This is a genomic window from Leptospira sanjuanensis (assembly GCF_022267325.1).
Taxonomy (GTDB): Bacteria; Spirochaetota; Leptospiria; order Leptospirales; family Leptospiraceae; genus Leptospira; species Leptospira sanjuanensis.
Genome location: NZ_JAIZBG010000001.1, coordinates 2104034 through 2125579, shown reverse-complemented (window position 1 = coordinate 2125579; position 21546 = coordinate 2104034). Strand labels below are relative to the sequence as shown.

Sequence of the window (21546 nt, the reverse complement as noted above, 5' to 3'; positions counted from 1 at the left end):
ATTTAAAACAAACTTGCGTAAAAGACTTTGCGCATCAATGATACCTAAAAAACTCGGCGGGGATATATGGCAAACCAGAAAACAGCGCTCAAAGGCGACGAGATTCTGAAAAATATCGAGGCATTAAAGAAGAAGAAATTCTTTCATCTCGAACTCAAAGGTCTTACCAAACCAACCCGCGACATTCTATCGGAACTAGTAAACGGAATTTTAGATGAAATCGGAGCCAATCCCCTCGCCGGATTTCATCTCTTCAGCGGACTTATGGAAGCCTTGCTCAACGCGATTAAGGCGAATATTCGGCATATCATTTTCAGAGACGAACTTCTTAAGAAATTGGAACAGGGCGAATCCAGCCGGGAAGACGCGGAAGAACTCTTGGAAATCATTATGGAAACATCCCTACTTCGGGATGCGATGCATCGTTATATCGTTCCCGATAAGGTGAAGAAGCAGGTGCAAAGCGTTCTTTCCTTGGAAGATAAGATCCGCACCAAGAAGAAAGTTTTGACGGAAAGCGAGAAGGTTTTTCTCACCGATGTTCGTGAAAAGATCAAGAAATACAACATGAACATCTCCTTAAAGATTCGTATTACTCCGGACGAATTGAGTTTTCGGATTCGGAACGATTCGCCGATCCATCATTTGGATTTCGAAAGAATCCAAGAATCCAGACTCAAACACAAAGAACTCTACGATCAAGGAAATTCGGCGGACTTTTTTCGTCCCGAGTTTTTGAACGAAAAGGAAAGTGCGGGTTTCGGGATCGCGATGATCGACGAAGGATTTTATAGTATCGGTTTGAATCCTTTGGATCTTTTGACCATCACTTCGGGAGCTAGAACGACCACCGTTTATATGAAGTATCCGATTTCCGGTTTGAAGATGGATTTTTGAAAAAAATTCTAGCTTTAGATATTCTCCTTATGATTTTTATAGCTTAGGAACGTTTCATTCGGTCGGACTTCAGTTTTTCCAAATTTTCGAACTGAAAGGATAGAATTTTGTTAAGCGACAATCGAATGTCGCTTAACAATGAGATGAACCGTTTTCGGCGATCCTGAGAGTCCGTTTATGAAAGGAATTCGACCTTCACTCCCTGCGGGTCGTTCGGTATGGATCGATTCTGTAGATCTTACCGCTTCCAAAGTCGCTTAAATACACTTTCCCCGCAGCGTCTCTCCCAAACGAAGAAATCAAAACCGGCCATTTTCCGAGGGTATAAACTGTTTTCGCGGGTTGTCCCGATACGTCCGGAAGGTCCAAGGCCCATATTCGTCCGGAAACAAAATCGGCAAAGACGTACTTCCCGTTTAAATTCGAAATCGCCTCGTTGGAATAAACGTAGCCGCCCGTGATCGATTGCCCCTCTTCTCTTCCATACTCGTAGATCGGATCGGTCAAACCTTCCTCTTTGCAGTTTTGTTTCGGATCAAAGCAATGAGTCGCTTCTTTGGCATTCCATCCGTAGTTTTTTCCTTTTTCGACGATGTCGACTTCTTCCCAAAGATCTTGTCCCACGTCGGCAAGAATCAATCTTCCCCGCGGATCGAAACCGTATCTCCAAGGATTTCGAAAACCGTACGCGAACGTTTCGGGCGCACAGCAAGAGTCGTTTATAAAAGGATTGTCCGCAGGAATCTTATACGCTTTTCCGTTTTCCGTCGCATTCACATCCACACGAAGCATGCTTCCTAGAAAGGTTTTCGGATTCTGTCCGTTCTTTTTCGGATCGTCCTTCCAACCTCCGTCTCCCCATCCTATATAAAGATATCCGTCGGGTCCGAATGCGAGTTGTCCCGCGTTGTGGTTTGGATACGGCTGTTGCACTTCCATGATGATTCGTTCGGAAGCGATTTTAGAATTCGAGATATCTTTCGGATCCGATACGATCCATTCTCCGACTCGGCTCGTGTCCTTTCCGTTTACCTTCAACACATAGTTGAGATAAATTTTTCCGTTCTTTGCAAAGTTCGGATGGAACGCCAAACCGAGAAGTCCCTGTTCCGCTTCGGAAAGTACATTCAAAGTTAATAATATTCCGGTTTCATTCTTTCGAACCTTTCCCCAACGAAGAATCCCCTTCTGTTCCGTGACTAAAAAAGTTTGCGATTCTCCCGGAGGGAATTGAATGTCCGTGGGTTGTTTGAATCCCGCGGAAATTTCGGTAAGAGTAATTTCGATTTTTTCTTTTGTCGTGTCTTTTCCGGAATAATTCGGTTGAAGAAGATTCGGATCGCCTTCGCTTTTATATTTATCGGGAGCGCCGATAACTTCTACGAGAACCGTTTGAATCCACTCGCAGCCGCTCAACGCAAAAAGAACGGAAACGAGGATACAAAGTTTGGAAATCTTTTTCCAAACCGATGAAAGTGTAACGTTTGAAAAGGATGAAGGAAATTGCATGGACCTATTTGCTTTTTTTTCAAGAAAAGGTCAAATAGAATGCGCTTGATTTCAGTCGTACTAAAACCGAAATTGTGGGAACTCATACGAGGATCGGACTACGAAGAACGGTCCAAACGGTCCGATGGGACGTAATCTGTAGGAACTCCCTCTTATAGAATATACTGACTGAGATCCTTGTTCTGGATCACTCCCTGCAAACGATCGGTCACGTATTTCCCGTCGATTTTTACCTTTCTTTGAGCTTCGGGAAGATCCGGCCCTTCAAAGCTCACTTCTTCCAGAAGTCGTTCTAGGATGGTATTGAGTCTTCTCGCTCCGATATTCTCGTGTTTCTCGTTCATATCGTAGGCGATTCTTGCGATCTCTTGGATTCCATCCGTCGCGAATTCCAATTGAATTCCATCCGTCGACAAAAGGGCTTCGTATTGTCTCGTTAGGGAAGAACGCGGCGCGGTCAGAATTTTTTCAAAGTCTTCGCGGGACAGTTTTTCGAGTTCGACTCGGATCGGAAATCTTCCCTGCAACTCGGGAATGAGATCGGAAGGTTTCGTCATGTGAAACGCACCGGCAGCGATGAAAAGAATATGATCGGTTTTGACCGGGCCGATCTTCGTGTTTACGGTAGCTCCTTCCACGATGGGAAGCAGATCTCTTTGAACTCCTTCCCGCGAAACGTCGGCTCCGCTCTTTCCCTCTCTTCCCGCGATCTTATCGATCTCGTCCAGAAAGATGATTCCCATCTCTTCCACGCGTCGAAGCGCTTCCCTTTGGACCTTATCGGGATCGAGAAGTTTTTCCGCTTCGAATTCTTCCAGGGCTTTGAGGGCTTCGGGGATTTTGAGTTTCCGTTTTTTATTTTTTTTGGGAAGCATATCTCCCAAAACGTTTTGAAGCTGATTGTCGAGATCGTCCAAATTTCCCGCGCCGAATACTTGCAACATCGGAATCTGATTCATAGTCGGATTCGGAAGATCGAGTTCCACTTCCTGATCGTCCAGCTTTCCGTTTTTTAATTTCTTTCTCATAAATTCTCTGGTTTCGAGAAAATGAGTTTTTCTTTCTTCTTCATCGCTTAACGGCGATGAGGCGGCAAATCCCATTCCTTGTCCGCCGTGTTTGTTGTCTCCGGGAAACGGGAGGAGAATGTCGAGAAGCGCTTCCTCCGCTTTTTGTTTCGCCGTTTCTTCCACGCGGGTTCTGAATTCCTGTTTTACGAGATTCATCGAGATGACCGCGAGGTCGCGGATCATCGACTCGACGTCTCTTCCGACGTAACCGACCTCGGTGTATTTCGTCGCTTCCACTTTGAGAAACGGAGCGCCGCAGAGTTTGGAAAGTCTTCTCGCGATTTCAGTTTTACCGACGCCGGTCGGTCCGATCATGATGATGTTTTTCGGATAAATTTCCTCTTTCATTTCCGGATCCAGTTTTTTGCGTCTGGTTCTGTTTCTAAGAGCGATCGCGACCGCCTTCTTCGCATTTTTCTGACCGATGATATGTTCGTCGAGTTTGGAGACGATTTGTCTCGGTGTAAATTCCTCTTCGGTCGATGATATGAGTTCCTGGTCTGTTGCGTGGTCTGTCATAGATGGTTCTTTTAAAGAATTTCTTCTATCGTAATATGATCGTTGGTATAGATGCAGATGTCCGCGGCGATTTTCATCGAAGATTCCACGATTTCCCTCGGAGAAAGATCCGTGTGATCGTAAAGCGCGCGAGCGGCGGCTAACGCGTAGTTTCCGCCGGAGCCGATCGCGATCACCCCTTCGTCTGGCGAAATCACGTCCCCCGTTCCCGATATCAAAAAGGATTCTTCCTTGTCGGCTACGATCAACAAAGCTTCGAGTCTGCGAAGCATTCGATCCGTTCTCCATTCTCTTGCGAGCTCCACGGCGCTTCTGGAAAGACTTCCGCCGAATTCCTGAACCTTCTTTTCAAAAAGTTCGAAGAGCGTGAACGCGTCCGCGGCCGATCCCGCAAAACCGGAAAGAATTTTCCCGTCGTACAATCTTCTGATTTTTTTCGCGGTGTTTTTCATGACGGTATTTCCCATGGAAACCTGACCGTCTCCGCCGATGGCTACTTTTCCGTTTTTGCGTACGCAGAGAATCGTGGTGGAACGAATTTTATTTTCTGGCATGTGGATGGGCCTTTCTATAAACCTCTTTGATTTTTTCCTTACTCACGCTGAGATAAATCTGCGTGGTGGAAAGCGAAGAATGTCCGAGCAATTCCTGCACCGCTCTGATATCCGCTCCCGCGTCGAGAAGATCGGTCGCAAAGGTATGTCTGAATTTATGGGGCGTGATCGTTTTTTCCCAACCCATTTTCTTTCTTCTTTCATTCAAAATATAACGTACGCCCCGAGTCGTCAGTTTCTTTCCTTTTTGATTCAGAAAAATTTCCTCCGCATCGGGGAAAAAGCCGTTTCGATAATCCAGATATTTCCGCAGAGAATCGACCGCCTCTTTTCCAAAGTATACGAATCGTTCTTTTTGACCCTTTCCGAGAACTTTGAGAATCGTTAGATCCTTGGAAAGAGCGGAAAGTTTCGCGTTGACCAACTCGAACACCCGAAGACCGGAAGAATATAAGACTTCGATCATGGCCTTGTCGCGGATGTCCAAAATTTCGGAGGTTCGTTCCGCTTCGAATTCTAAGATTTCTTCGGTTTCGTTGATTCTGAAATTTTTGGGAATTTCTCTTCTGACTTTCGGAAAGCTGATCTGCATCGCGGGATTGGAAGCGACCAAATCCTCGCGGAGAAGAACCTTATAAAACGTTCTCAGCGAGGAAAGTTTTCTGCTTTGTGATCTTCGATCGAGTCCGTGTTGTTTGGCGAGATATGCGAAATACGATCGTATGTCCACGGGTTCGATTTGAAGAATATCGAGTTGTTCCTTTTCGCAAAAGTCGAAGAAGAATTTCAAATCGATTCCGTATGCGTTCAGAGTGTTTTGCGAATAATTCTTTTCGATCCGTAAATACGTGATGAATTTTTCAGCCGCCTGATTTTGGGACGCGGATGCGAACGTAGGAAGTCGGAAAGGATAATCGCCCAATTTGAATGCTCCACAGGATAATTTCTTAAAAAAGAATTTTAGTCCGCCGGGAAAATCTGATTCTCTCTGCAAAATAAAAATTCTTCGAATAAAGCGGACGTTCATCGTTTCCTTGCGAGAAACGGGCGCGTTCCGTCTTTTTATTTATCGGAGAGTTTCTGAAATCCGTTTTTCCTTTCTCGGATCCAATCGGAGATTTTTTGCAAAGAAGCCTTTACCAGTTCGGGTATTTTTTCTTTTTCTTCGGGCCGAAAATTGGAGAGTACATAATCCGGAACTTCCGATGAGTGGGCGGGTTTTCCGACTCCGAAACGCAGTCGGAAAAACGTGTTCGCTCCTAACTTTTCCACGATGTCGCGAAGTCCGTTGTGGCCCGCGTGACCACCCCCGCCTTTCAATTTCAACTTTCCGAATTCGAAATCGATTTCGTCGTGAATGACCAAAATGTTTTCAGGAGGAATTCCGTTTTTCTTTGCGATTTCGGCCACCGCCTTCCCGGAAAGATTCATGAATTCAAGAGGTTTGAGATAAAAGAGCGTGATTCCGTCTTCGTCCGTTCTCGCAAGGGAATACTTCGAGTTCGTTTGATAGATTCCCCCCGAAGAAGAATCCAAAAAAGAATCCAGAATCACAAAACCGATGTTATGCCGGTGATTCGCGTATTTCTGGCCGGGGTTTCCGATGCCTACTAATAAAAGTTTTAAGTTTGCCATGGTTGAAGGATCTGATTGAGCATTTTTTCAGTCGCGTGTACGGCTGCGATCGTTTGATCCGGATGAACTCCCATAGTTTTGAAGGTTTGATCTTCCTCTAAATCGGCGGACTTATTCCAGGTGATCATGGTTTCGACGAGGGCGTCCGTTTTTCCTCCGGGAGGAATTCTGACTTCGTAGTCCATGAGTTTCGGAATGCTGATCCCGAGACGGTTCGTGATTTTGGTAAGCGCGTTCATAAACGCATCATAACCCCCGTCTCCTTCGGAAATTTCCTTATGTACCTTTCCTTGGTATTCGATTTCGATTTGAGCATGCGGTCTAATTCCGATACCGGAATGAATATTGCAAGATTTGATCGTAAGAACCTTTTCTCCGGTTCTACCCGAAACGTCGGCGATGATAAAGGGAAGATCTTCCGGTGTTACGAGTTTGTTTTGGTCCCCGAGTTCGATGACCCGTTCCAAAACCTTTTGCAATACGACGTCGCTCAACACCATTCCGAGTTGTTTTACGTTTTCGGAAATGCTCGCTTTGCCTGCAAGCTTTCCCAACGCGTAACTTCTTTTCCGTCCGAATCGTTCCGGTAAAATCGGATTTGCGTAGAGATTTCCTTTTTTATCTCCGTCGGCGTGAACTCCGGCGGTTTGTGTGAATACGTCTTCTCCCACGATCGGTCTGTTTGCGGAGATTCTTTTTCCACTGAAGACCTCCACGAGTCGGCTCGCTTCCGTGATTGCAAGTTCGTTGACGTTCGTCTTAGCGGAAGATTTGTCGTGGATCGCGGTGATGAGCGCCTCAAGCGGTGTGTTTCCAGCCCTTTCTCCCAGTCCGTTCATGGATGCGTGCAAACCTTTTACTCCGGCGCGGATTGCTTCGAGGCTGTTCGCCACCGAAAGATCGTAATCGTTGTGTCCGTGAAACTCGAAGTGAAGTTCGGGATACTTCTGAATCAGGCTGTCGATTCCTCGAAACGTTTCCGCAGGAGAAAGAACGCCTAACGTGTCGGGAAGAAAAATTCTTTCGATATGTTCCTTGCTGAGATGTTCCACAAGGCTCATCACGTAATCGGGACTGTTCCGAAATCCGTTCGACCAGTCTTCGAGATAAACGTTGACCCTCAGTCCGTTCTTGATCGCGTATTCGATGACGAAAGAAACGTCCGTGAAGAATTCTTTCGGAGTTTTGTTTAATTGTTTTTCAAGATGATGTAGGGAACCTTTCGTAAGAAGATTCAAAACCTTTGCACCGCTGTCTCGAATCCAATCCACGGTTTTGTTTCCGTCCACGAATCCCAAGAGTTCGATCCGATCGGCGATTTTTTCGCTCTCGGCCCATTCTATGATTTTTTGAACGGTTTCGAATTCTCCCTTGGAAACCCTTGCGGAAGCGATTTCCACGCGGTCCACGTTGAGTTTTTGTAATAAGAATTTTGCAATATTCAATTTTTCGGAAGTGGAAAAGCTGACTCCTCTGGTTTGCTCTCCGTCTCTCAACGTTACGTCTAAAATCTCCAGTTTGTTTTTCGTCTTTGTCATTTGAGATACCTTTTGAGAGTGTCCTTATCAGGACCTAATACTTCGACCAAAGTGGAACCCGGATTGGAAATTCCGAACTGCGAATAATCGACTTCCTTTAAAAAATCATGGGACCGGATCGTATCGACGGTCAATTTCTTGAGAATTCCTTCTCCGATTCCGTGAACGATTTCGATCAGCGTTTCTCCCGCCAAAAAAGCCTCTTGGATTTCCCGTTCGAGTTTTTGTTGGGCTTCCTCAAACCTGAGTTTGCGGATGTAGATCGTTTTCGCTCCTGAATATCCAGATTTGACGGAATTTTTTTTCATACAATCCGGGACTCTCTTTTACGTACCAGTGTTTTTTTGTTCGGGCTACAGAAAACAAAGAATTTCATTTTTTATGCTTTCACTCTCTGAGCGATTCGGTACAATTTTCCATCCATCCATTCTATAAAAAAGAGGAAGGTTCGAAAATCTTGAGCGAACAACCAGAATCCAAAACGCCTGCAGCCAAGTTAGTGGATAAAAAAAGGATCGCGATTTGCGGGGGAACACTCGGACGCGAGAATCGGTATTACGTTCGAGGTCAGGTTGTGGACGCGGGAATCACGGAAGAAATGCGGGACGATTCCCGTTGGGATCTGATGAACGGTCTTTTCGAAGGCCAAGAATACGAAATCACTCCGTTTTTGGATTACGGTCTCGAACCGGTCCGCAAACCGATCTTAGTCGCGGAAATCTGGGATGAATCAAACAACCTCGTACACCAATCTCCCGAAATCAAAGGAGACGACGGTGGATTCTTCTTTCACGAATTCACAAAACCGTTGACCCCCGGAAAGTATACGTTTCAGATTCATTTTCGAAGATTGGATTCTTACAGACAATTCACCAAGGACATCGCCTATCTCAATCAGAAGGGAAAGAGCGAAATTTCGGGTCAATCTCTGATCGGCAAAGGCAAGCTTCGAATTCTTCCCGAAAACTTCAGCGGCTTCGTGACGACTTCGGACATCGATCAAACCTATCTCGCGACCGACATTCATTCGAACAAAGGAAAACTTTCCACGTTATTCGAAACGCCGCAGCAAAAGCTTCCTCTTCCCGGAATGCCCGCGCTCTACCGCGAAATCCGAATGGCGACCGATGATTCTCCCTTATGTTTTATTTCCGCGAGTCCGCATTTTTTCAGAAGAACCTTGTTAACGACGATTCGCAGTCATTCCATCGTTACCGAATCGTTGCATCTCAAGTATCTGGAAGGAACGATCAAAGGGATCGTCGAAAAATTTTGGGATTCGGTGACACATCCGGCCAAATTCATCACGGACGGAATTTTGGGTTCGGTGGAACGAATTCGAAAATTCGCCGGAGCTTCGTTTCAGAGTCTGTTCGATCAGATGAGTTATAAACTTACGATTCTTCTCCGGGATCGTTTGTATCTGCCCACCAACTCAAAGGAAATATTGATCGGAGACAACACCGAAAGCGACTATCTGATCTTTCTTTTGTATCAATACATTCTTTGCGGAAAAATGCAGGGAAAGGAATTGGAAGATTATCTCTATCATCTCAATTTTTTGGGAAGAGACGCGATCACGAGAGACGCGGCAAAAACGATTCGCGAACTCGGAGAAGAAAACCGCAAGATTCACGGAGATGTAAATTCTGTATCGCTCGTTCTTATCAATAAAACCGCGCACGGACCGGACGAAGAGGAAATGCACTGGAACGTTCAGAGCGCGCTTCCCGCGGGAATCGATCCGTTCAAACAAAAAGAAATTCGTTCGTATGTTCTTACCGAAGGCGCGCCGGGGTTTGCGGTTGTACTTCAAGATAATGGAATATTAGATACTTCTGCAGTGTTTCGAATCGTCGCGGAAATGGCCGGAGAATGGATGGAAGGCCATGTGATCGATTCTCAAGCGATTATGGACTGGATTCGAGATCTTTCTTTGCCGGGCGATTATCAGGACGAAAAGGATCTGATCTTGGAAGGATTGAAGAAGGCTTTCAACAAGGAAGAAATTTCTTAAAATCGAATCAGAATCAGAATTTTATCAGTTTTTTTGTTTTTTGATGCGGATTGTTTTGTCGGACCAAGTTGCGTGGGAACTCATACGAATTCCCAGTTCACGATAGGATTCTTCTAAGAATTGGTTTTCCCCGTTTTTTGTCTGCGAAACCAGAAAAACAAAACCGCGAAAATCACGATCAAAGTAAGAATGATCCTATTATAAATTTCTAAAAAACCCAGAACGTCTTCCCAGTGCGACCCGAGATAAAAACCGGAAAAAATCAAAATTCCGCACCAAAGAGAAACGGCTATGCTGAAAGCTCCGAAAAACAAAATCGGATTCATCTTCACCATTCCGGCGACGATCGAAACAAAGAATCGGATTCCCGCGGAGAATCGGCTGAACAAAATGACTAAGATCGAATTTCTGCGAAACCAAGCGAACGTCTTTTCGATCGATTCTTCGTCGTAGAGAGAATCCTTAAACGGAAAATTCTTTTTGCGAACCCAATGCAGGAACATTTGTCCGAAACGATACATGATCCAAGCCCCGAATAAATTGCCGGCAAACGTGCTCGTAACCAGAGCCGGCCAACCGAATGAATTCAGATTTCTTGCGACGAGAAATCCTCCGAACACGGTGATCGTATCTCCCGGCCAGGGAGGAAAAACGTTTTCCGCAAAATTGGAGAAGGCGAAAAAGAGCCAGAGAAAGATCGGGTCCGTTTCGGAAAAACGGTTTAGAATTTGGATCAGCGTTTCCTGAAAAGTCATGGAGGATGAATAAAAGAATTGTCAGTGACGGAGCATAGGGTTCAAGTAAAAAAAAGTGAACCTTCCATCTATGAAATTTTCTTTTTCCATGTTCCAGCACGTTTGGAAAACCGTTTTTCTCACAACAGCGGTTTTCAGTCTTGTCTCTCCCGCGTTCGGCGAAACTTCCAAGGATAAAACCGAACTCTATCGTTATAATAAATTGACTCTGCAAAATAATCCCGTTCGAAATCCGAGATCGCTTCCGATCGAATTCGTTCCGGAAGGTTCGGATCTGATCTATTCCACGGAATTGAAATCCGAGCGCGGTTATTTCGATACGAGAGAATCCTTTCTTTTGTTCACGCACGTATTTAAGAAAAAGCAGATGGAAGTTTATTATTCTTCCATTTTTAAATCGCTCTATTGGAAAGTCCTTCAGGAAGAAGTAACCGATTCCAAAACGATCATCATGGCGGAAAGCCAAAACAAAAAAGTCGTAACGATTCAGATCGAAGCACAGGACAACGGAAGCAGAATCAAACTTTTCTATAAAAAATCGGGAACTTGAACGTCATGATCGAGCCAGCACATGCAAACCCCGAACCGGGAAAATATACGTTTCTGATATTCTTTTCGATCCTGTTTATCTTCGCGCTCGGCGTTTTCTTTCTCGTATTTCGTCCGTATTTGTATTCTTCTTTGATGGCGCTGATTTTGTATCTCGCAACCAGAAGACAATACAAACTCTTGAAGGGATATTTAGGGGAGAAGTTTCAGTGGCTCGTACCGTGGATCATGATCACTCTCGTTTCGATGATCGTTCTCATCCCATCGTATTTCGTGATCCGCACCTTGATTCAAGAGGCGCTTTCGATTCTTTTTAAAATGAGAATTTCGTTAAGCGAAGACAAGGTCATCGAAACTCTGATGAACTTCGCGATGCTCACGGATTTCATCACTGACAACGAATTCTTCTGGGTAAAAGTTCCCGAAATCTACGGAGAATTCGCGGAGAACTACGTCGATATTCTCAACTTGGATTCGATCTACGGAATTTTGAGCAACGCCTCTTCGTTTATTTTAGGAAACATCGAACTCCCGACCGGAATTCTGATGAATCTTTTCTTCGCTTTGCTCGTTTTATTCTTTTTGTATCAAGACGGAAAAAAAGTCGAACGGTTCATCTTGGACAATCTTCCCTTTTCCAGACAACTCGAGGAACAGGTGGGAAGAAAAGTGACGTCCGCCGTACAAACCGTAATCCGCGGAAATCTCATCATTTCGATCTTACAGGGAACTGCGATCTATGTCCTTCTTTTGATCGCGGGAATTTCGAGTCCGTTTTTATACGCGAGTTTGGCCGCTTTTTTTTCCATCATTCCCGTGATCGGAACGTCGGTGGTTTGGTTGCCGATCGGGCTTTATATTCTCTTTTTGGAAAACAATCCGATGATGGCCGTGTTTTTTATGGGAAGCGGTTTGTTCTTTTATCTCGCTCTGGAGAATTTCGTAAAACCGAGAATGCTCGATAAAAAACTGCAGGTTCACCCTCTTCTGATTTTTCTTTCCCTCATCGGAGGAATCAAGGAATTCGGAATCATGGGACTCGTTGTCGGACCGGTCGCCGTCACGTTAGTCGTCATTCTTTGGGATTTTTGGAAACTCTACCGTAGAGAATTGATTCTGAACAAGGGGCATCGGTAAACCGATTGGAAGATTCCAAACCACTTTCCGTTTCGGAAGTCACGAGGATTCTCAAAACTCTCATCACCGGATCCAAGGACTTAAAGAACATCTGGGTTCGGGGAGAAATCTCCAATTACAGCAAACCCAGTTCCGGACATATTTACTTTTCGCTGAAAGATTCCGGATCGCTGATCCGTTGCACTTTTTTCAATTATTCCAATAAGAATTATTCCGGAAAACCTCTCTCCGACGGAAAGGAAATCCAAGTCTACGGAACGGTGACTCTTTACGAAGCGGGAGGTTCTTACAACCTCAACGTAACGCGGGTCGAAGAACTTGGACAAGGCGATATTCTTCTTCAAATCGAAAAGTTGAAACAAAAACTGGCTGCGGAAGGACTCTTTGATCCCGAACGCAAACGGAGAATTCCTTCGTTTCCCAAAACTCTCGGAATCGCGACCTCGCCTTCGGGTGCTGCGATCGAAGACATCATCAAAGTCGCCCGTTCCCGATTTCCGGGGATCAACATATTGATCGCGCCTTGCGTCGTTCAAGGGGAAGAAGCGCCCGATTCGATCGTATCCGCCATTGAAGAATTGAACAAACCTTCGTGGAACGTGGACGTGATCATCGCGGGACGAGGAGGAGGAAGTTTCGAGGATCTTATGGCGTTTAACGACGAAAAGGTGATTCGGGCTTATGCTGACTCGAGGGTCCCGATCATCTCCGCTGTCGGTCACCAGACGGACGTATTGTTAAGCGACTTTGCCGCCGATTTTTATACGCCCACTCCGACGGCCGCGGCGGAACACGCCGTTCCGAAGGAAGAGGACGTTCTTCAGTTTTTATCTCAGTTGGAAGGAAGACTACGAACCTCTTTGCAGGCAAAGGTTTCTTCGAGCAAGGATCGGCTTCGACTTTTGTCCGGAAAATTCATCTTCAAAGAACCGATGCAGCTTCTCAATCAGAGAAGTCAAAGAATCGACGAGATCGGAGTTCGATTGCAGAAAGCCGTTTCCAACAAAATGGATTTGGCGAAAGTTCGACTCGAACGATACGATAACCTTACATCCAAGATTCGGAATATTCTATATCATAAAAAACAAAAGGCCGAGTTTTGGACTTCCAAGGTGGAGGATCTTTCTCCGGCGGCTACGATGAAGCGCGGTTACTCCATCGTTCGAAATCAAAAAGGCAACATTATACGATCTCCGGAAGAAACCAAGCCGGAAGAAGAATTGCAGGTTTTGCTTTCCGGTGGGACGATGCAAGTGATCAGAAAAGGAAACTAATATGGCAGAATCAAAATCTAAAATTTCATTCGAAGAAGCTCTGATGGAACTTGAACAAATCGCGGAAAAATTGGAACGCCAGGATTTCAGTTTGGAAGAATCTCTCAAAGCTTACGAACGAGGAATGGAACTCAAAAAGATCTGCCAAGGAATTCTGGATACTGCCGAAGGAAAGATCGAAGCTTTAACCAAAGACGAAACAAAAAAAACGGTGAAAACCGGATTCATCAAAGGCGGAGAATCCAAGTCGGAATCGAAATCTTCAGCGTCTTCTTCTGCAAAGTCTTCCGAAGAAGAAGACTTGTTCTAATCGAATCGAACTATCTTAAAAATGATTCCGGTCGAAGTTCCGTTTTAGGATCTCTTTTCACCGTTCAATTCTTCGAACATTTATTTTCACAGTACGGTCGCATCCCTAACTTATAAGCTGGGGATACGTATTTGCTTCCGATCCGAAAAAACGGGCAATCCTCCTTTTACCTTTTTGTTGGAAAATAAAATCCAATGGAATCCAAATTGGGAATAAGGAAAACAAAATGAATGTTTCGGTGATCTTTGCGATCGGAGCGACGCTTTTATCTTTTTATGTGGTTTTAATCGAATCGTATTGGATCAACGGAACTCCGCCCTCTTTTTTTTCGAACGCTAAGGAATTCACTCGGATCGCCTCCGAGTTTTTATCAGGATATTTTCCGGGAAAAAATCTTTCGTTTCTCTTTGGATCTCTTCGGATTCCGGTTTACGCAAGTCTGTTATTCTCTGTTCGGGAACTTAAAAAACAAGGAAGCATGTTCGAGAGTTTTCCGAAAGAAAGCGGATTTCTGACGAAATCGCTTTGGGCCGCGATTGTGGTCGGCTTGTTCGGAAGCGTTTGGGATCTTCTACAGGGGAATCAATCCGGATTTCGTTTCGTGTGGATCGAGGCTGCATTCGTCGGTTCGTATGTATTCGGAATCGGTTTTCTGGGAATTCGGATCAGATCGGAAAACGGACGGATCGGAACTTTTCTAACGGTTTTAACCGTAGTATCGTTGTTAGCTGGATTCTACTTTTATCCCCTCCTGCACGGCGTTTTGTTTCCTATTACCGTCGGATTTTCCTTCCTTTTGTTAGGAGGAGTTTCTTCCCCTTGGATTCTCCGGTTTAGCGAATGGATCGGTGAGCACGCGACGAACAAAAGAATTCTACTTTTTATAGGAGCTTCCGTACTCGTTTCGGGATCCATGCAGCTCCTGGAGCAAATGACCCCGGTTCCAGAAGGAACTCCGATTCCCGTAAAATTGGATTTTCGTCCGTTTTCGACGGCAAAGGATGTAGAGACGGTTTTCGGTATTTACGGTGAAACGGGAAGGAATCTATACTTCTGGGGAAACGTATTGGATATGATTCTTCCGATTCCGGTTTGTTTGATGATCGGATCCATATATTCGAGATTCTCCACGTATCTGAATTTTCCGAAGGTATGGAACGTATTGCCGTTCGGCTTTCTCGTTTTTGATCCGATCGAAAACGCGATCATGATGTATCTTCTATACGTTTGGCCGATCGTTCCGGAAGGACTTGTCGCTTTGAATGGGACGATTACTTTTTTGAAGTTAACCTTCGTTTTACTCGGCTACGCGTTGTTATTCGGAAGTCTCCTTGCTTCAGCGATCGTATTCATATTTAAAAAATTAAAGAATTCGAATGTATGATGTGAAATCGAATGCTGGTTACGGGATTTCGAAAATTCGATTCGAAATCGATATTCGATTTATAGATCGGAGTCATAAAAATCCGATCTGCGTTTTATGAAACGACGAAAAGAATCAAAACCGTTTCCTCTGTTTGTTTTAGTTCCGGAATTGCGTTGGGGATAAAAAATCTCCGAAACGTTTTACCATTTTAAAAATAAATATGTGAGGAACTATGATCTTAAAGTTCTTAAAATGGACCGGGACCTTTCTATTGATCGTCGTATTGGGCGTCGCGGTGGCTACTTTGATGCGACAGAATTTAAAATACGACGCACCGTATCCGGACGTGACGTCTTCTTCGGATCCGGCCGTAATCGAACGGGGGAAACATTTGGCGACGGGCCCAGCCCATTGTGTTGAATGTCATAAGAACGTAGCCGAAGTGGAATCCGGTGTTCCGATTCAGCAAGCTTCGCTTTCCGGAGGACAGGTATTCGCGCTTCCCGTCGGAAATTTTTACACTCCGAATATCACCCCCGATCCGGAAACGGGAATCGGTAAACTATCCGATCGGGAAATCGCCCGTTCTCTTAGATACGGAGTGCGCGCTGACGGAACGGTCCTTTTCGATTTTATGCCCTTTCATAATACGAGTGACGAGGACCTAACGTCGATTTTATCCTTCCTCAGGAGTTTGCCTCCGAAATCGAATCCGATCCCAAAACACGAACTGAATCTAATCGGAAAAGTTCTCAAGGCCTTTGTTGTAAAACCGGTAGGACCCAAGGGAGACGTTTTGAAATCGATCGTTCCTGCGGCGACCGTGGAATACGGTGAATACTTGGCGGGAAGCGTGGCCAACTGCAACGGATGTCACACCAAACGGAACATGATCGGAGAATTCATCGGAGAACCGTATGCGGGAGGCGCGCCGATGAAAGAACCCGGGAAGGAAACCTTAATTCCACCCAACTTAACGCCTCATTCGGAAGGAAGAATCTCGCTTTGGACCGAGGAAGAATTCTTAAAAAGATTTAGGCTCGGAAAACTTGTGGAGCACAGCCATATGCCTTGGGGTCCGTATGCAAGAATGAGCGATATGGAATTGAAAGCGATTTATCGATTTTTGAAATCTCTAAAGCCTGCCATCAATCCGGAGTAAAATCGTTTCTTAAGAAATAAAATTTTAAACCGACGAACTCTGAAATCGTTTCGAGAAGGTCGGTTTTTTTATTCTCTTTTTTAGATGCACTACACAGAAATTGAGTTTTTTTTTGAACTTTCTTGTAAGAGAAAGTCTAACAAGAACCAAAAGGGAGGAAAAACGAAGTTTAGGCTGAAGAGACGGAGAGTTGGCTCCCCCTGCTGGGCTCGAACCAGCGACCCAGTGATTAACAGTCACTTGCTCTACCGACTGAGCTAAAGGGGAGTATCCTCGGTAGTTAGGCCTATATTTTCAAAAAGGGGTAAGAGCGCAACCTTAATTTGTCGCATTAGTGTTTGTTTTTACAACTTTTGAGAGGAAAAATTTCGAATTGTCGGAAGAGAAAGGAGCGAAAAATGCTTTGGATCATTTTTCGTCTTTCTTAGAGTGACATAATCCCTTCTTACAACAGTGTTACGGAGTCTGAGAGCAAATTATGAAGCTGAATCGTCATTTTACCGTTCCTTCCAATGGTGAATCGTCCTCTATTCAATGGGCGAAGCGTAATTCCCGGATTACAAATCCGGATGGATCCAAGGTATTCGAGGCAAACAATATCCTCGTGCCCGAAGGATGGTCCCAGGTTGCGGTGGACATCCTTGCGCAGAAATACTTTCGCAGAAAAGGAATCCCTAAGTATCTCAAAAAAGTACAAGAGGAAGGAATTCCTGAATGGCTTCAAAAATCGGTTCCCGATACGGAAAAACTCGAATCCTTAAAACCGGAAGATCGTTTCGGCGGTGAGACGAGTGCACTCGAAGTCTTTCATAGACTTGCGGGTTGTTGGACATATTGGGGATACAAATACAAATATTTCTCCGATGAGGAAAGCGCCAAAGTTTTCTATGATGAAATCGTTTATATGCTCGCGACTCAGATGGCGGCTCCGAATTCTCCTCAGTGGTTCAACACCGGTTTGAACTGGGCTTATGGAATCGACGGTAAATCCCAAGGCCACTACTACGTTGATCCCGCAACCGGCAAACTCGTTAAATCCGCTTCCGCGTACGAACATCCGCAACCGCACGCGTGTTTTATCCAAAGCGTGGATGATGATCTCGTCAACGACGGCGGTATCATGGATCTTTGGGTCCGCGAAGCTCGTCTTTTTAAATACGGTTCCGGAACGGGAACCAACTTTTCCAATTTAAGAGGAGAAAACGAACCTCTTTCCGGCGGAGGAAAAAGCTCCGGTCTGATGAGTTTCTTAAAAATTGGGGACCGCGCCGCAGGTGCGATCAAATCCGGTGGAACCACTCGCCGCGCGGCGAAGATGGTTTGTCTCGACGTAGACCATCCCGATATCGAAAGTTTTATCGATTGGAAAGTGACGGAAGAAAAGAAAGTCGCTTCTCTCGTAACCGGTTCGATGCTGAACAACAGACATCTCAATGCGATTATGTCCGCGTGTTACGAGATGGAAACCGAAGATCGTTTCGATCCCAAAAAGAATTCCGCATTAAAGAAAACCATTCTCGAAGCGAAGAAGGTTCTCATTCCGGACAACTACATCAAACGTGTGATCGACCTTGCAAAACAAGGATACAAGGAAATTCTTTTTGAAGAATTGACCACCGATTGGCAGTCCGACGCGTACAACACAGTATCCGGTCAGAACAGCAATAACTCAGTTCGTTTAACGAATGAGTTCATGACCGCGGTGGAACAGGATCAACCTTGGAATCTGTATTTCAGAACCGAAAAGGAAAAAGCAAAAGCGGAAGGACGCAAAGCGAAACCTTCCCAAACTTTGAGAGCCCGCGAACTCTGGGAAAAAATTTCCTACGCGGCTTGGGCCAGCGCGGATCCGGGAACACAATATCACACTACCATCAACGAATGGCATACGTGTCCGGAAGACGGTTCGATCAATGCGTCGAACCCCTGCTCCGAATATATGTTTTTGGACAACACCGCTTGTAACCTTGCGTCCGCGAACTTACAAAAATTCGTGAACCTTGAAACGTTGAACTTCGACGTGGAGGGTTTTCGTTATCTCTGCAGACTTTGGACCATCATTCTCGAAATCTCGGTGACGATGGCTCAGTTTCCTTCCAAGGAAATCGCCGAACTTTCCTATAAGTTCCGTACTTTAGGATTGGGTTACGCGAACCTCGGTTCGATCCTGATGATTCTTGGGATCCCTTATGATTCTCAAGAAGCAATGGCGATCACCGGGGCGATTTCTTCCATCATGCACATGACCGCTTACGCTACTTCCGCGGAAATGGCGAAAGAACAAGGTCCGTTTGCTGGTTACGCAAAGAATAAGAAGCACATGCTTCGTGTGATTCGTAACCATAGAAGAGCGGCTTACAACGCTCCGTCCGGCGATTACGAAGGTTTAACGATCACTCCTGTGGGAATCAATCCTGCCTTCTGCCCTTCTTATATGCTCAAAGCGGCGCAAGAAGACGCGGATTTGGCGCTGGAACTCGGTGAAAAATACGGGTACAGAAACGCGCAAGTAACCGTGATTGCTCCTACCGGAACGATCGGTCTTGTAATGGATTGTGATACGACTGGAATCGAGCCCGACTTCGCGCTCGTGAAGTTTAAAAAACTCGCTGGGGGCGGTTACTTCAAAATCATCAATCAATCCGTTCCTTATGGTTTGAAAAAACTCGGTTATTCTCCTTCCGAAATCGAAGCGATCGTGAACTATTGTAAAGGTCATGCGACTTTGAACGGAGCGCCTGTGGTCAATACGCAAGCTCTGAAAGAAAAAGGATTCACGAACGAGATTCTCGAAAAAGTGGAAGCTTCCCTTCCTCTCGCGTTCGACATCAACTTTGCGTTCAACAAATTCAACTTAGGCGAAGACTTTCTTACCAGAAACTTAGGAATCGCAAAAGAAGTTTTCGACGCTCCGGGTTTCTCTCTTCTCGAATATTTAGGATTCACCAAAGAAGAAATCAACAAGGCAAACGACTACGTTTGCGGAACGATGACGATCGAAAACGCTCCTTTCTTGAAAGAGAAGGATTATCCGGTTTTCGATTGTGCGAACAAATGCGGTAAATACGGAAAACGTTTCCTTTCTTACGAGTCCCATATTCGTACGATGGCGGCGGCTCAACCTTTTATCAGCGGCGCGATTTCCAAAACGATCAACCTCCCCGAGGATGCAGTCGTGGAAGACATCAAAAACGCGTATTTCCTCTCTTGGAAGATGATGATCAAAGCGAACGCGCTTTACAGAGACGGTTCCAAACTTTCTCAACCTCTCAATTCCGTATTAGAACTTTTGAATGGAATCGAATTGGACGAGCACGACGAAGTAAGAGAAGCGATGATTTCCAAAGATCCGGTTCAGATCGCGGAAAAGGTCATCACGAAATACATCTCCCACAGAAGAAAACTTCCGAGCAGAAGAGCGGGATACACTCAGAAAGCGATCGTAGGCGGTCACAAGGTTTATTTAAGAACCGGCGAATACGAAGACGGTCAGATCGGAGAGATCTTCATCGATATGCACAAGGAAGGAGCGGCGTTTAGAAGTTTGATGAACGCGTTTGCGATTTCCGTTTCTCTCGGTTTACAACACGGGGTTCCTTTGGAAGAATACGTGGATGCGTTTACGTTCTTCAAGTTCGAACCGAACGGAATCGTTTCCGGAAACAAACACATCAAGATGAGCACTTCCGTAATCGATTATATCTTCCGAGAATTGGCGATCACTTACTTGGGAAGATACGATCTCGGTCAAGTGGCTCCGGAAGATTTGAGAGGAGACGAGATCGGTTCCAAGCGTGCGACAGCGGAATCCAATCATCGTGAACCGGTAAATAATTCCACGGCGACTGCGGTAGCGGAAGTTGCTCCTAAAAAGGAAGTGGAAACGATTTCTTATTCTCAGATGATTTCCAAGGAAAGAACTGCGGCTCCTACCGGAATTGCCCTACTGGAAGAAGTAAAACTCGCTAAGATCAAAGGTTACACAGGTGATTCTTGTTCCGAGTGCGGTTCTTTTGAAATGGTGAGAAACGGATCTTGTCTTAAGTGTATGTCCTGCGGTTCGACCACCGGATGTTCTTGATTCGATTGAAGATCTAAAACAATCGCGGATTGTATGCCCGAGCGGTGAAAGTCGTTCGGGCATTTTTATGTACGTTTATTGTGCCTAATCTTCTGTGTGAATGATCAGTTGCAAGGATTAGAAGCTAAAGAGTATCCTCCAATATCTATAGTGCCGTACGGAGGCGGGGCGTAGATATCTATTCCTGGTTTGTAAGTGGATCCGACAGAATACGTTGGAACATCGTGATCCCATCGGTTATTTACTGCATAAAGTCGATTTCCTGGTTCGATTAAAAGTGTTAAGTCTATTTCTAAGCTACAGGAAATAGTGTTGTTACCGACGCTTCCTCGGGAACCCCCTCCTAAATCTACTTTAGCGCCAGGCCGGATCACAATCCCATATCGGTTTCGATAGATTCTATTGTTTTCAACTTTATTTTCATCCGTAGTTTCTTCAAAGAAGATACCGAATAAGTCGTTATAGTCGGGTGCTTTTTTGGACCCGATGAAATTTCCGCTGATCCAATGTCCACCGGACGGTTGGCTACTGCTTGTATTAAAAATTCCGATTCCTTGAGATAACGTATTGTTTCGAATTTTAACGTTGTAGGTTCTCAAAGCGATCGGATTTGGTAAATTAAATCCAGCAATTGTAGAATTCTTACCCGGCAGGATAGCTTCTCCAAGATCATCTCCATAAAATTGAATCGTGGTGGGTTTCAGAACGGGCATATCCTCCAAAGTATCGTCATAATGTATTGAAAAACCAAGACCTCTCCCTAATTCATCCCCGATCAAAGAGACCCCATCTGGAATTCGAATCGGGAATATTTCTCCGGTGCGATCGGAGTATTCACCGGGAGCAATATAGATATTATTTTGGCCGTTGGCTAAAGCCAACGCCTTCGTGATGGTTCGAAGCGGCGCAGCTTGTGATCCAGGCCAACTGTCATTTCCGGTTGTTTTGTTTACATAGATGGGAGTTCGGATAAGGATTAGTTGTGAGTTATAACTGTCAGGATTAGGAATTCTTAAATCCGTTGAGTCAATAATTCCGGATAGTAGCGTTAGTTCGGATTCTCTATTTTCTTTTTCATTGGAGCAGTTACCTAACAGTAAAATTATGCTGAGGCAGAGTAAAAAAAGTCGTTTCATTGTTTTTTCCTAATTGATGGGCGATGATAAAAGAATG

18 protein-coding genes and 1 tRNA gene are annotated in these 21546 nt (G+C 45.1%); 9 read left to right on the top strand and 10 right to left on the bottom strand.

The window, feature by feature from the left end; all coding sequences use genetic code 11:
* Nucleotides 1-66 precede the first annotated feature (66 nt).
* Complete coding sequence (locus LFX25_RS09605; protein WP_238730042.1) at nucleotides 67-897, top strand: hypothetical protein; 831 nt, start codon at nucleotides 67-69, stop codon at nucleotides 895-897.
* A gap of 195 nt (nucleotides 898-1092) precedes the next feature.
* Here the strand turns inward: LFX25_RS09605 and LFX25_RS09600 are convergent, their stop codons facing one another.
* From LFX25_RS09600 to LFX25_RS09570, 7 genes are all read right to left on the bottom strand, one after another.
* On the bottom strand, nucleotides 1093-2406 hold the full coding sequence (locus LFX25_RS09600) for a PQQ-dependent sugar dehydrogenase (protein WP_238730041.1): 1314 nt from the start codon (nucleotides 2404-2406) through the stop codon (nucleotides 1093-1095).
* A 152-nt stretch (nucleotides 2407-2558) separates the two neighbouring features.
* Nucleotides 2559-3995, bottom strand: coding sequence for an ATP-dependent protease ATPase subunit HslU (hslU, locus tag LFX25_RS09595; RefSeq protein WP_238730040.1), 1437 nt, complete (start codon nucleotides 3993-3995; stop codon nucleotides 2559-2561).
* Between the two features lie 11 nt (nucleotides 3996-4006).
* On the bottom strand, nucleotides 4007-4549 hold the full coding sequence (hslV, locus tag LFX25_RS09590) for an ATP-dependent protease subunit HslV (RefSeq protein ID WP_238730039.1): 543 nt from the start codon (nucleotides 4547-4549) through the stop codon (nucleotides 4007-4009).
* Entirely contained in the window at nucleotides 4536-5471 is a 936-nt protein-coding gene (gene xerC / locus LFX25_RS09585; RefSeq protein ID WP_238731564.1) for a tyrosine recombinase XerC, read from the bottom strand. The genes hslV and xerC overlap by 14 nt, the downstream gene beginning before the upstream one ends.
* A 140-nt stretch (nucleotides 5472-5611) precedes the next feature.
* The gene (gene pth / locus LFX25_RS09580) at nucleotides 5612-6184 is read right to left on the bottom strand and encodes an aminoacyl-tRNA hydrolase (RefSeq protein WP_238730038.1); all 573 of its coding nucleotides are present in this window, start codon (nucleotides 6182-6184) and stop codon (nucleotides 5612-5614) included.
* Nucleotides 6172-7722: a (R)-citramalate synthase CimA gene (gene cimA, locus LFX25_RS09575; protein WP_238730037.1), complete on the bottom strand. Its 1551-nt coding sequence runs from the start codon at nucleotides 7720-7722 to the stop codon at nucleotides 6172-6174. The genes pth and cimA overlap by 13 nt, the downstream gene beginning before the upstream one ends.
* On the bottom strand, nucleotides 7719-8030 hold the full coding sequence (locus LFX25_RS09570) for a Smr/MutS family protein (protein ID WP_238730036.1): 312 nt from the start codon (nucleotides 8028-8030) through the stop codon (nucleotides 7719-7721). The genes cimA and LFX25_RS09570 overlap by 4 nt, the downstream gene beginning before the upstream one ends.
* A 149-nt stretch (nucleotides 8031-8179) precedes the next feature.
* Here LFX25_RS09570 and LFX25_RS09565 point away from each other — a divergent pair, with 149 nt between their 5' ends.
* On the top strand, nucleotides 8180-9739 hold the full coding sequence (locus LFX25_RS09565) for a phosphatase domain-containing protein (RefSeq protein ID WP_238730035.1): 1560 nt from the start codon (nucleotides 8180-8182) through the stop codon (nucleotides 9737-9739).
* Nucleotides 9740-9852: 113 nt separating this feature from the next.
* Here the strand turns inward: LFX25_RS09565 and LFX25_RS09560 are convergent, their stop codons facing one another.
* On the bottom strand, nucleotides 9853-10494 hold the full coding sequence (locus tag LFX25_RS09560) for a DedA family protein (protein ID WP_238730034.1): 642 nt from the start codon (nucleotides 10492-10494) through the stop codon (nucleotides 9853-9855).
* Between the two features lie 70 nt (nucleotides 10495-10564).
* On the opposite strand from LFX25_RS09560, the gene LFX25_RS09555 reads away from it, so the two are divergent.
* From LFX25_RS09555 to LFX25_RS09530, 6 genes are all read left to right on the top strand, one after another.
* On the top strand, nucleotides 10565-11044 hold the full coding sequence (locus LFX25_RS09555; RefSeq protein WP_238730033.1) for a hypothetical protein: 480 nt from the start codon (nucleotides 10565-10567) through the stop codon (nucleotides 11042-11044).
* Between the two features lie 5 nt (nucleotides 11045-11049).
* The gene (locus tag LFX25_RS09550; protein ID WP_238730032.1) at nucleotides 11050-12180 is read left to right on the top strand and encodes an AI-2E family transporter; all 1131 of its coding nucleotides are present in this window, start codon (nucleotides 11050-11052) and stop codon (nucleotides 12178-12180) included.
* A 5-nt stretch (nucleotides 12181-12185) separates the two neighbouring features.
* Nucleotides 12186-13454 (top strand): exodeoxyribonuclease VII large subunit, encoded by a 1269-nt coding sequence (xseA, locus tag LFX25_RS09545; RefSeq protein WP_238730031.1) that lies wholly within the window; start codon nucleotides 12186-12188, stop codon nucleotides 13452-13454.
* A 1-nt stretch (nucleotide 13455) separates the two neighbouring features.
* Nucleotides 13456-13764 carry an exodeoxyribonuclease VII small subunit gene (locus tag LFX25_RS09540; RefSeq protein WP_238730030.1) on the top strand — a complete coding sequence of 103 codons (309 nt, stop codon included), beginning with the start codon at nucleotides 13456-13458 and terminating at the stop codon, nucleotides 13762-13764.
* A 226-nt stretch (nucleotides 13765-13990) separates the two neighbouring features.
* On the top strand, nucleotides 13991-15148 hold the full coding sequence (locus LFX25_RS09535; RefSeq protein ID WP_238730029.1) for a hypothetical protein: 1158 nt from the start codon (nucleotides 13991-13993) through the stop codon (nucleotides 15146-15148).
* 214 nt (nucleotides 15149-15362) lie between these two features.
* Nucleotides 15363-16292 (top strand): hypothetical protein, encoded by a 930-nt coding sequence (locus LFX25_RS09530; protein ID WP_238730028.1) that lies wholly within the window; start codon nucleotides 15363-15365, stop codon nucleotides 16290-16292.
* Nucleotides 16293-16483: 191 nt separating this feature from the next.
* Here LFX25_RS09530 and LFX25_RS09525 read toward each other — a convergent pair.
* Nucleotides 16484-16559 (bottom strand) — tRNA-Asn (locus tag LFX25_RS09525).
* Nucleotides 16560-16770: 211 nt separating this feature from the next.
* Here LFX25_RS09525 and LFX25_RS09520 point away from each other — a divergent pair.
* Complete coding sequence (locus LFX25_RS09520; RefSeq protein WP_238730027.1) at nucleotides 16771-20373, top strand: vitamin B12-dependent ribonucleotide reductase; 3603 nt, start codon at nucleotides 16771-16773, stop codon at nucleotides 20371-20373.
* 104 nt (nucleotides 20374-20477) lie between these two features.
* Here LFX25_RS09520 and LFX25_RS09515 read toward each other — a convergent pair whose 3' ends face one another.
* On the bottom strand, nucleotides 20478-21509 hold the full coding sequence (locus LFX25_RS09515; RefSeq protein WP_238730026.1) for an LIC10774 family surface protein: 1032 nt from the start codon (nucleotides 21507-21509) through the stop codon (nucleotides 20478-20480).
* Nucleotides 21510-21546: the final 37 nt, after the last annotated feature.

Excerpts from the sequence above, each read along its gene's own strand:
- LFX25_RS09605 (WP_238730042.1), top strand. The coding sequence starts at position 67 with ATGGCAAACCAGAAAACAGCGCTCAAAGGCGACGAGATTCTGAAAAAT.
- LFX25_RS09600 (WP_238730041.1), bottom strand. The coding sequence starts at position 2,406 with ATGCAATTTCCTTCATCCTTTTCAAACGTTACACTTTCATCGGTTTGG.
- hslU (WP_238730040.1), bottom strand. The coding sequence starts at position 3,995 with ATGACAGACCACGCAACAGACCAGGAACTCATATCATCGACCGAAGAG.
- hslV (WP_238730039.1), bottom strand. The coding sequence starts at position 4,549 with ATGCCAGAAAATAAAATTCGTTCCACCACGATTCTCTGCGTACGCAAA.
- pth (WP_238730038.1), bottom strand. The coding sequence starts at position 6,184 with ATGGCAAACTTAAAACTTTTATTAGTAGGCATCGGAAACCCCGGCCAG.
- cimA (WP_238730037.1), bottom strand. The coding sequence starts at position 7,722 with ATGACAAAGACGAAAAACAAACTGGAGATTTTAGACGTAACGTTGAGA.
- LFX25_RS09570 (WP_238730036.1), bottom strand. The coding sequence starts at position 8,030 with ATGAAAAAAAATTCCGTCAAATCTGGATATTCAGGAGCGAAAACGATC.
- LFX25_RS09560 (WP_238730034.1), bottom strand. The coding sequence starts at position 10,494 with ATGACTTTTCAGGAAACGCTGATCCAAATTCTAAACCGTTTTTCCGAA.
- LFX25_RS09555 (WP_238730033.1), top strand. The coding sequence starts at position 10,565 with ATGAAATTTTCTTTTTCCATGTTCCAGCACGTTTGGAAAACCGTTTTT.
- LFX25_RS09550 (WP_238730032.1), top strand. The coding sequence starts at position 11,050 with ATGATCGAGCCAGCACATGCAAACCCCGAACCGGGAAAATATACGTTT.
- LFX25_RS09540 (WP_238730030.1), top strand. The coding sequence starts at position 13,456 with ATGGCAGAATCAAAATCTAAAATTTCATTCGAAGAAGCTCTGATGGAA.
- LFX25_RS09535 (WP_238730029.1), top strand. The coding sequence starts at position 13,991 with ATGAATGTTTCGGTGATCTTTGCGATCGGAGCGACGCTTTTATCTTTT.
- LFX25_RS09530 (WP_238730028.1), top strand. The coding sequence starts at position 15,363 with ATGATCTTAAAGTTCTTAAAATGGACCGGGACCTTTCTATTGATCGTC.
- LFX25_RS09520 (WP_238730027.1), top strand. The coding sequence starts at position 16,771 with ATGAAGCTGAATCGTCATTTTACCGTTCCTTCCAATGGTGAATCGTCC.
- LFX25_RS09515 (WP_238730026.1), bottom strand. The coding sequence starts at position 21,509 with ATGAAACGACTTTTTTTACTCTGCCTCAGCATAATTTTACTGTTAGGT.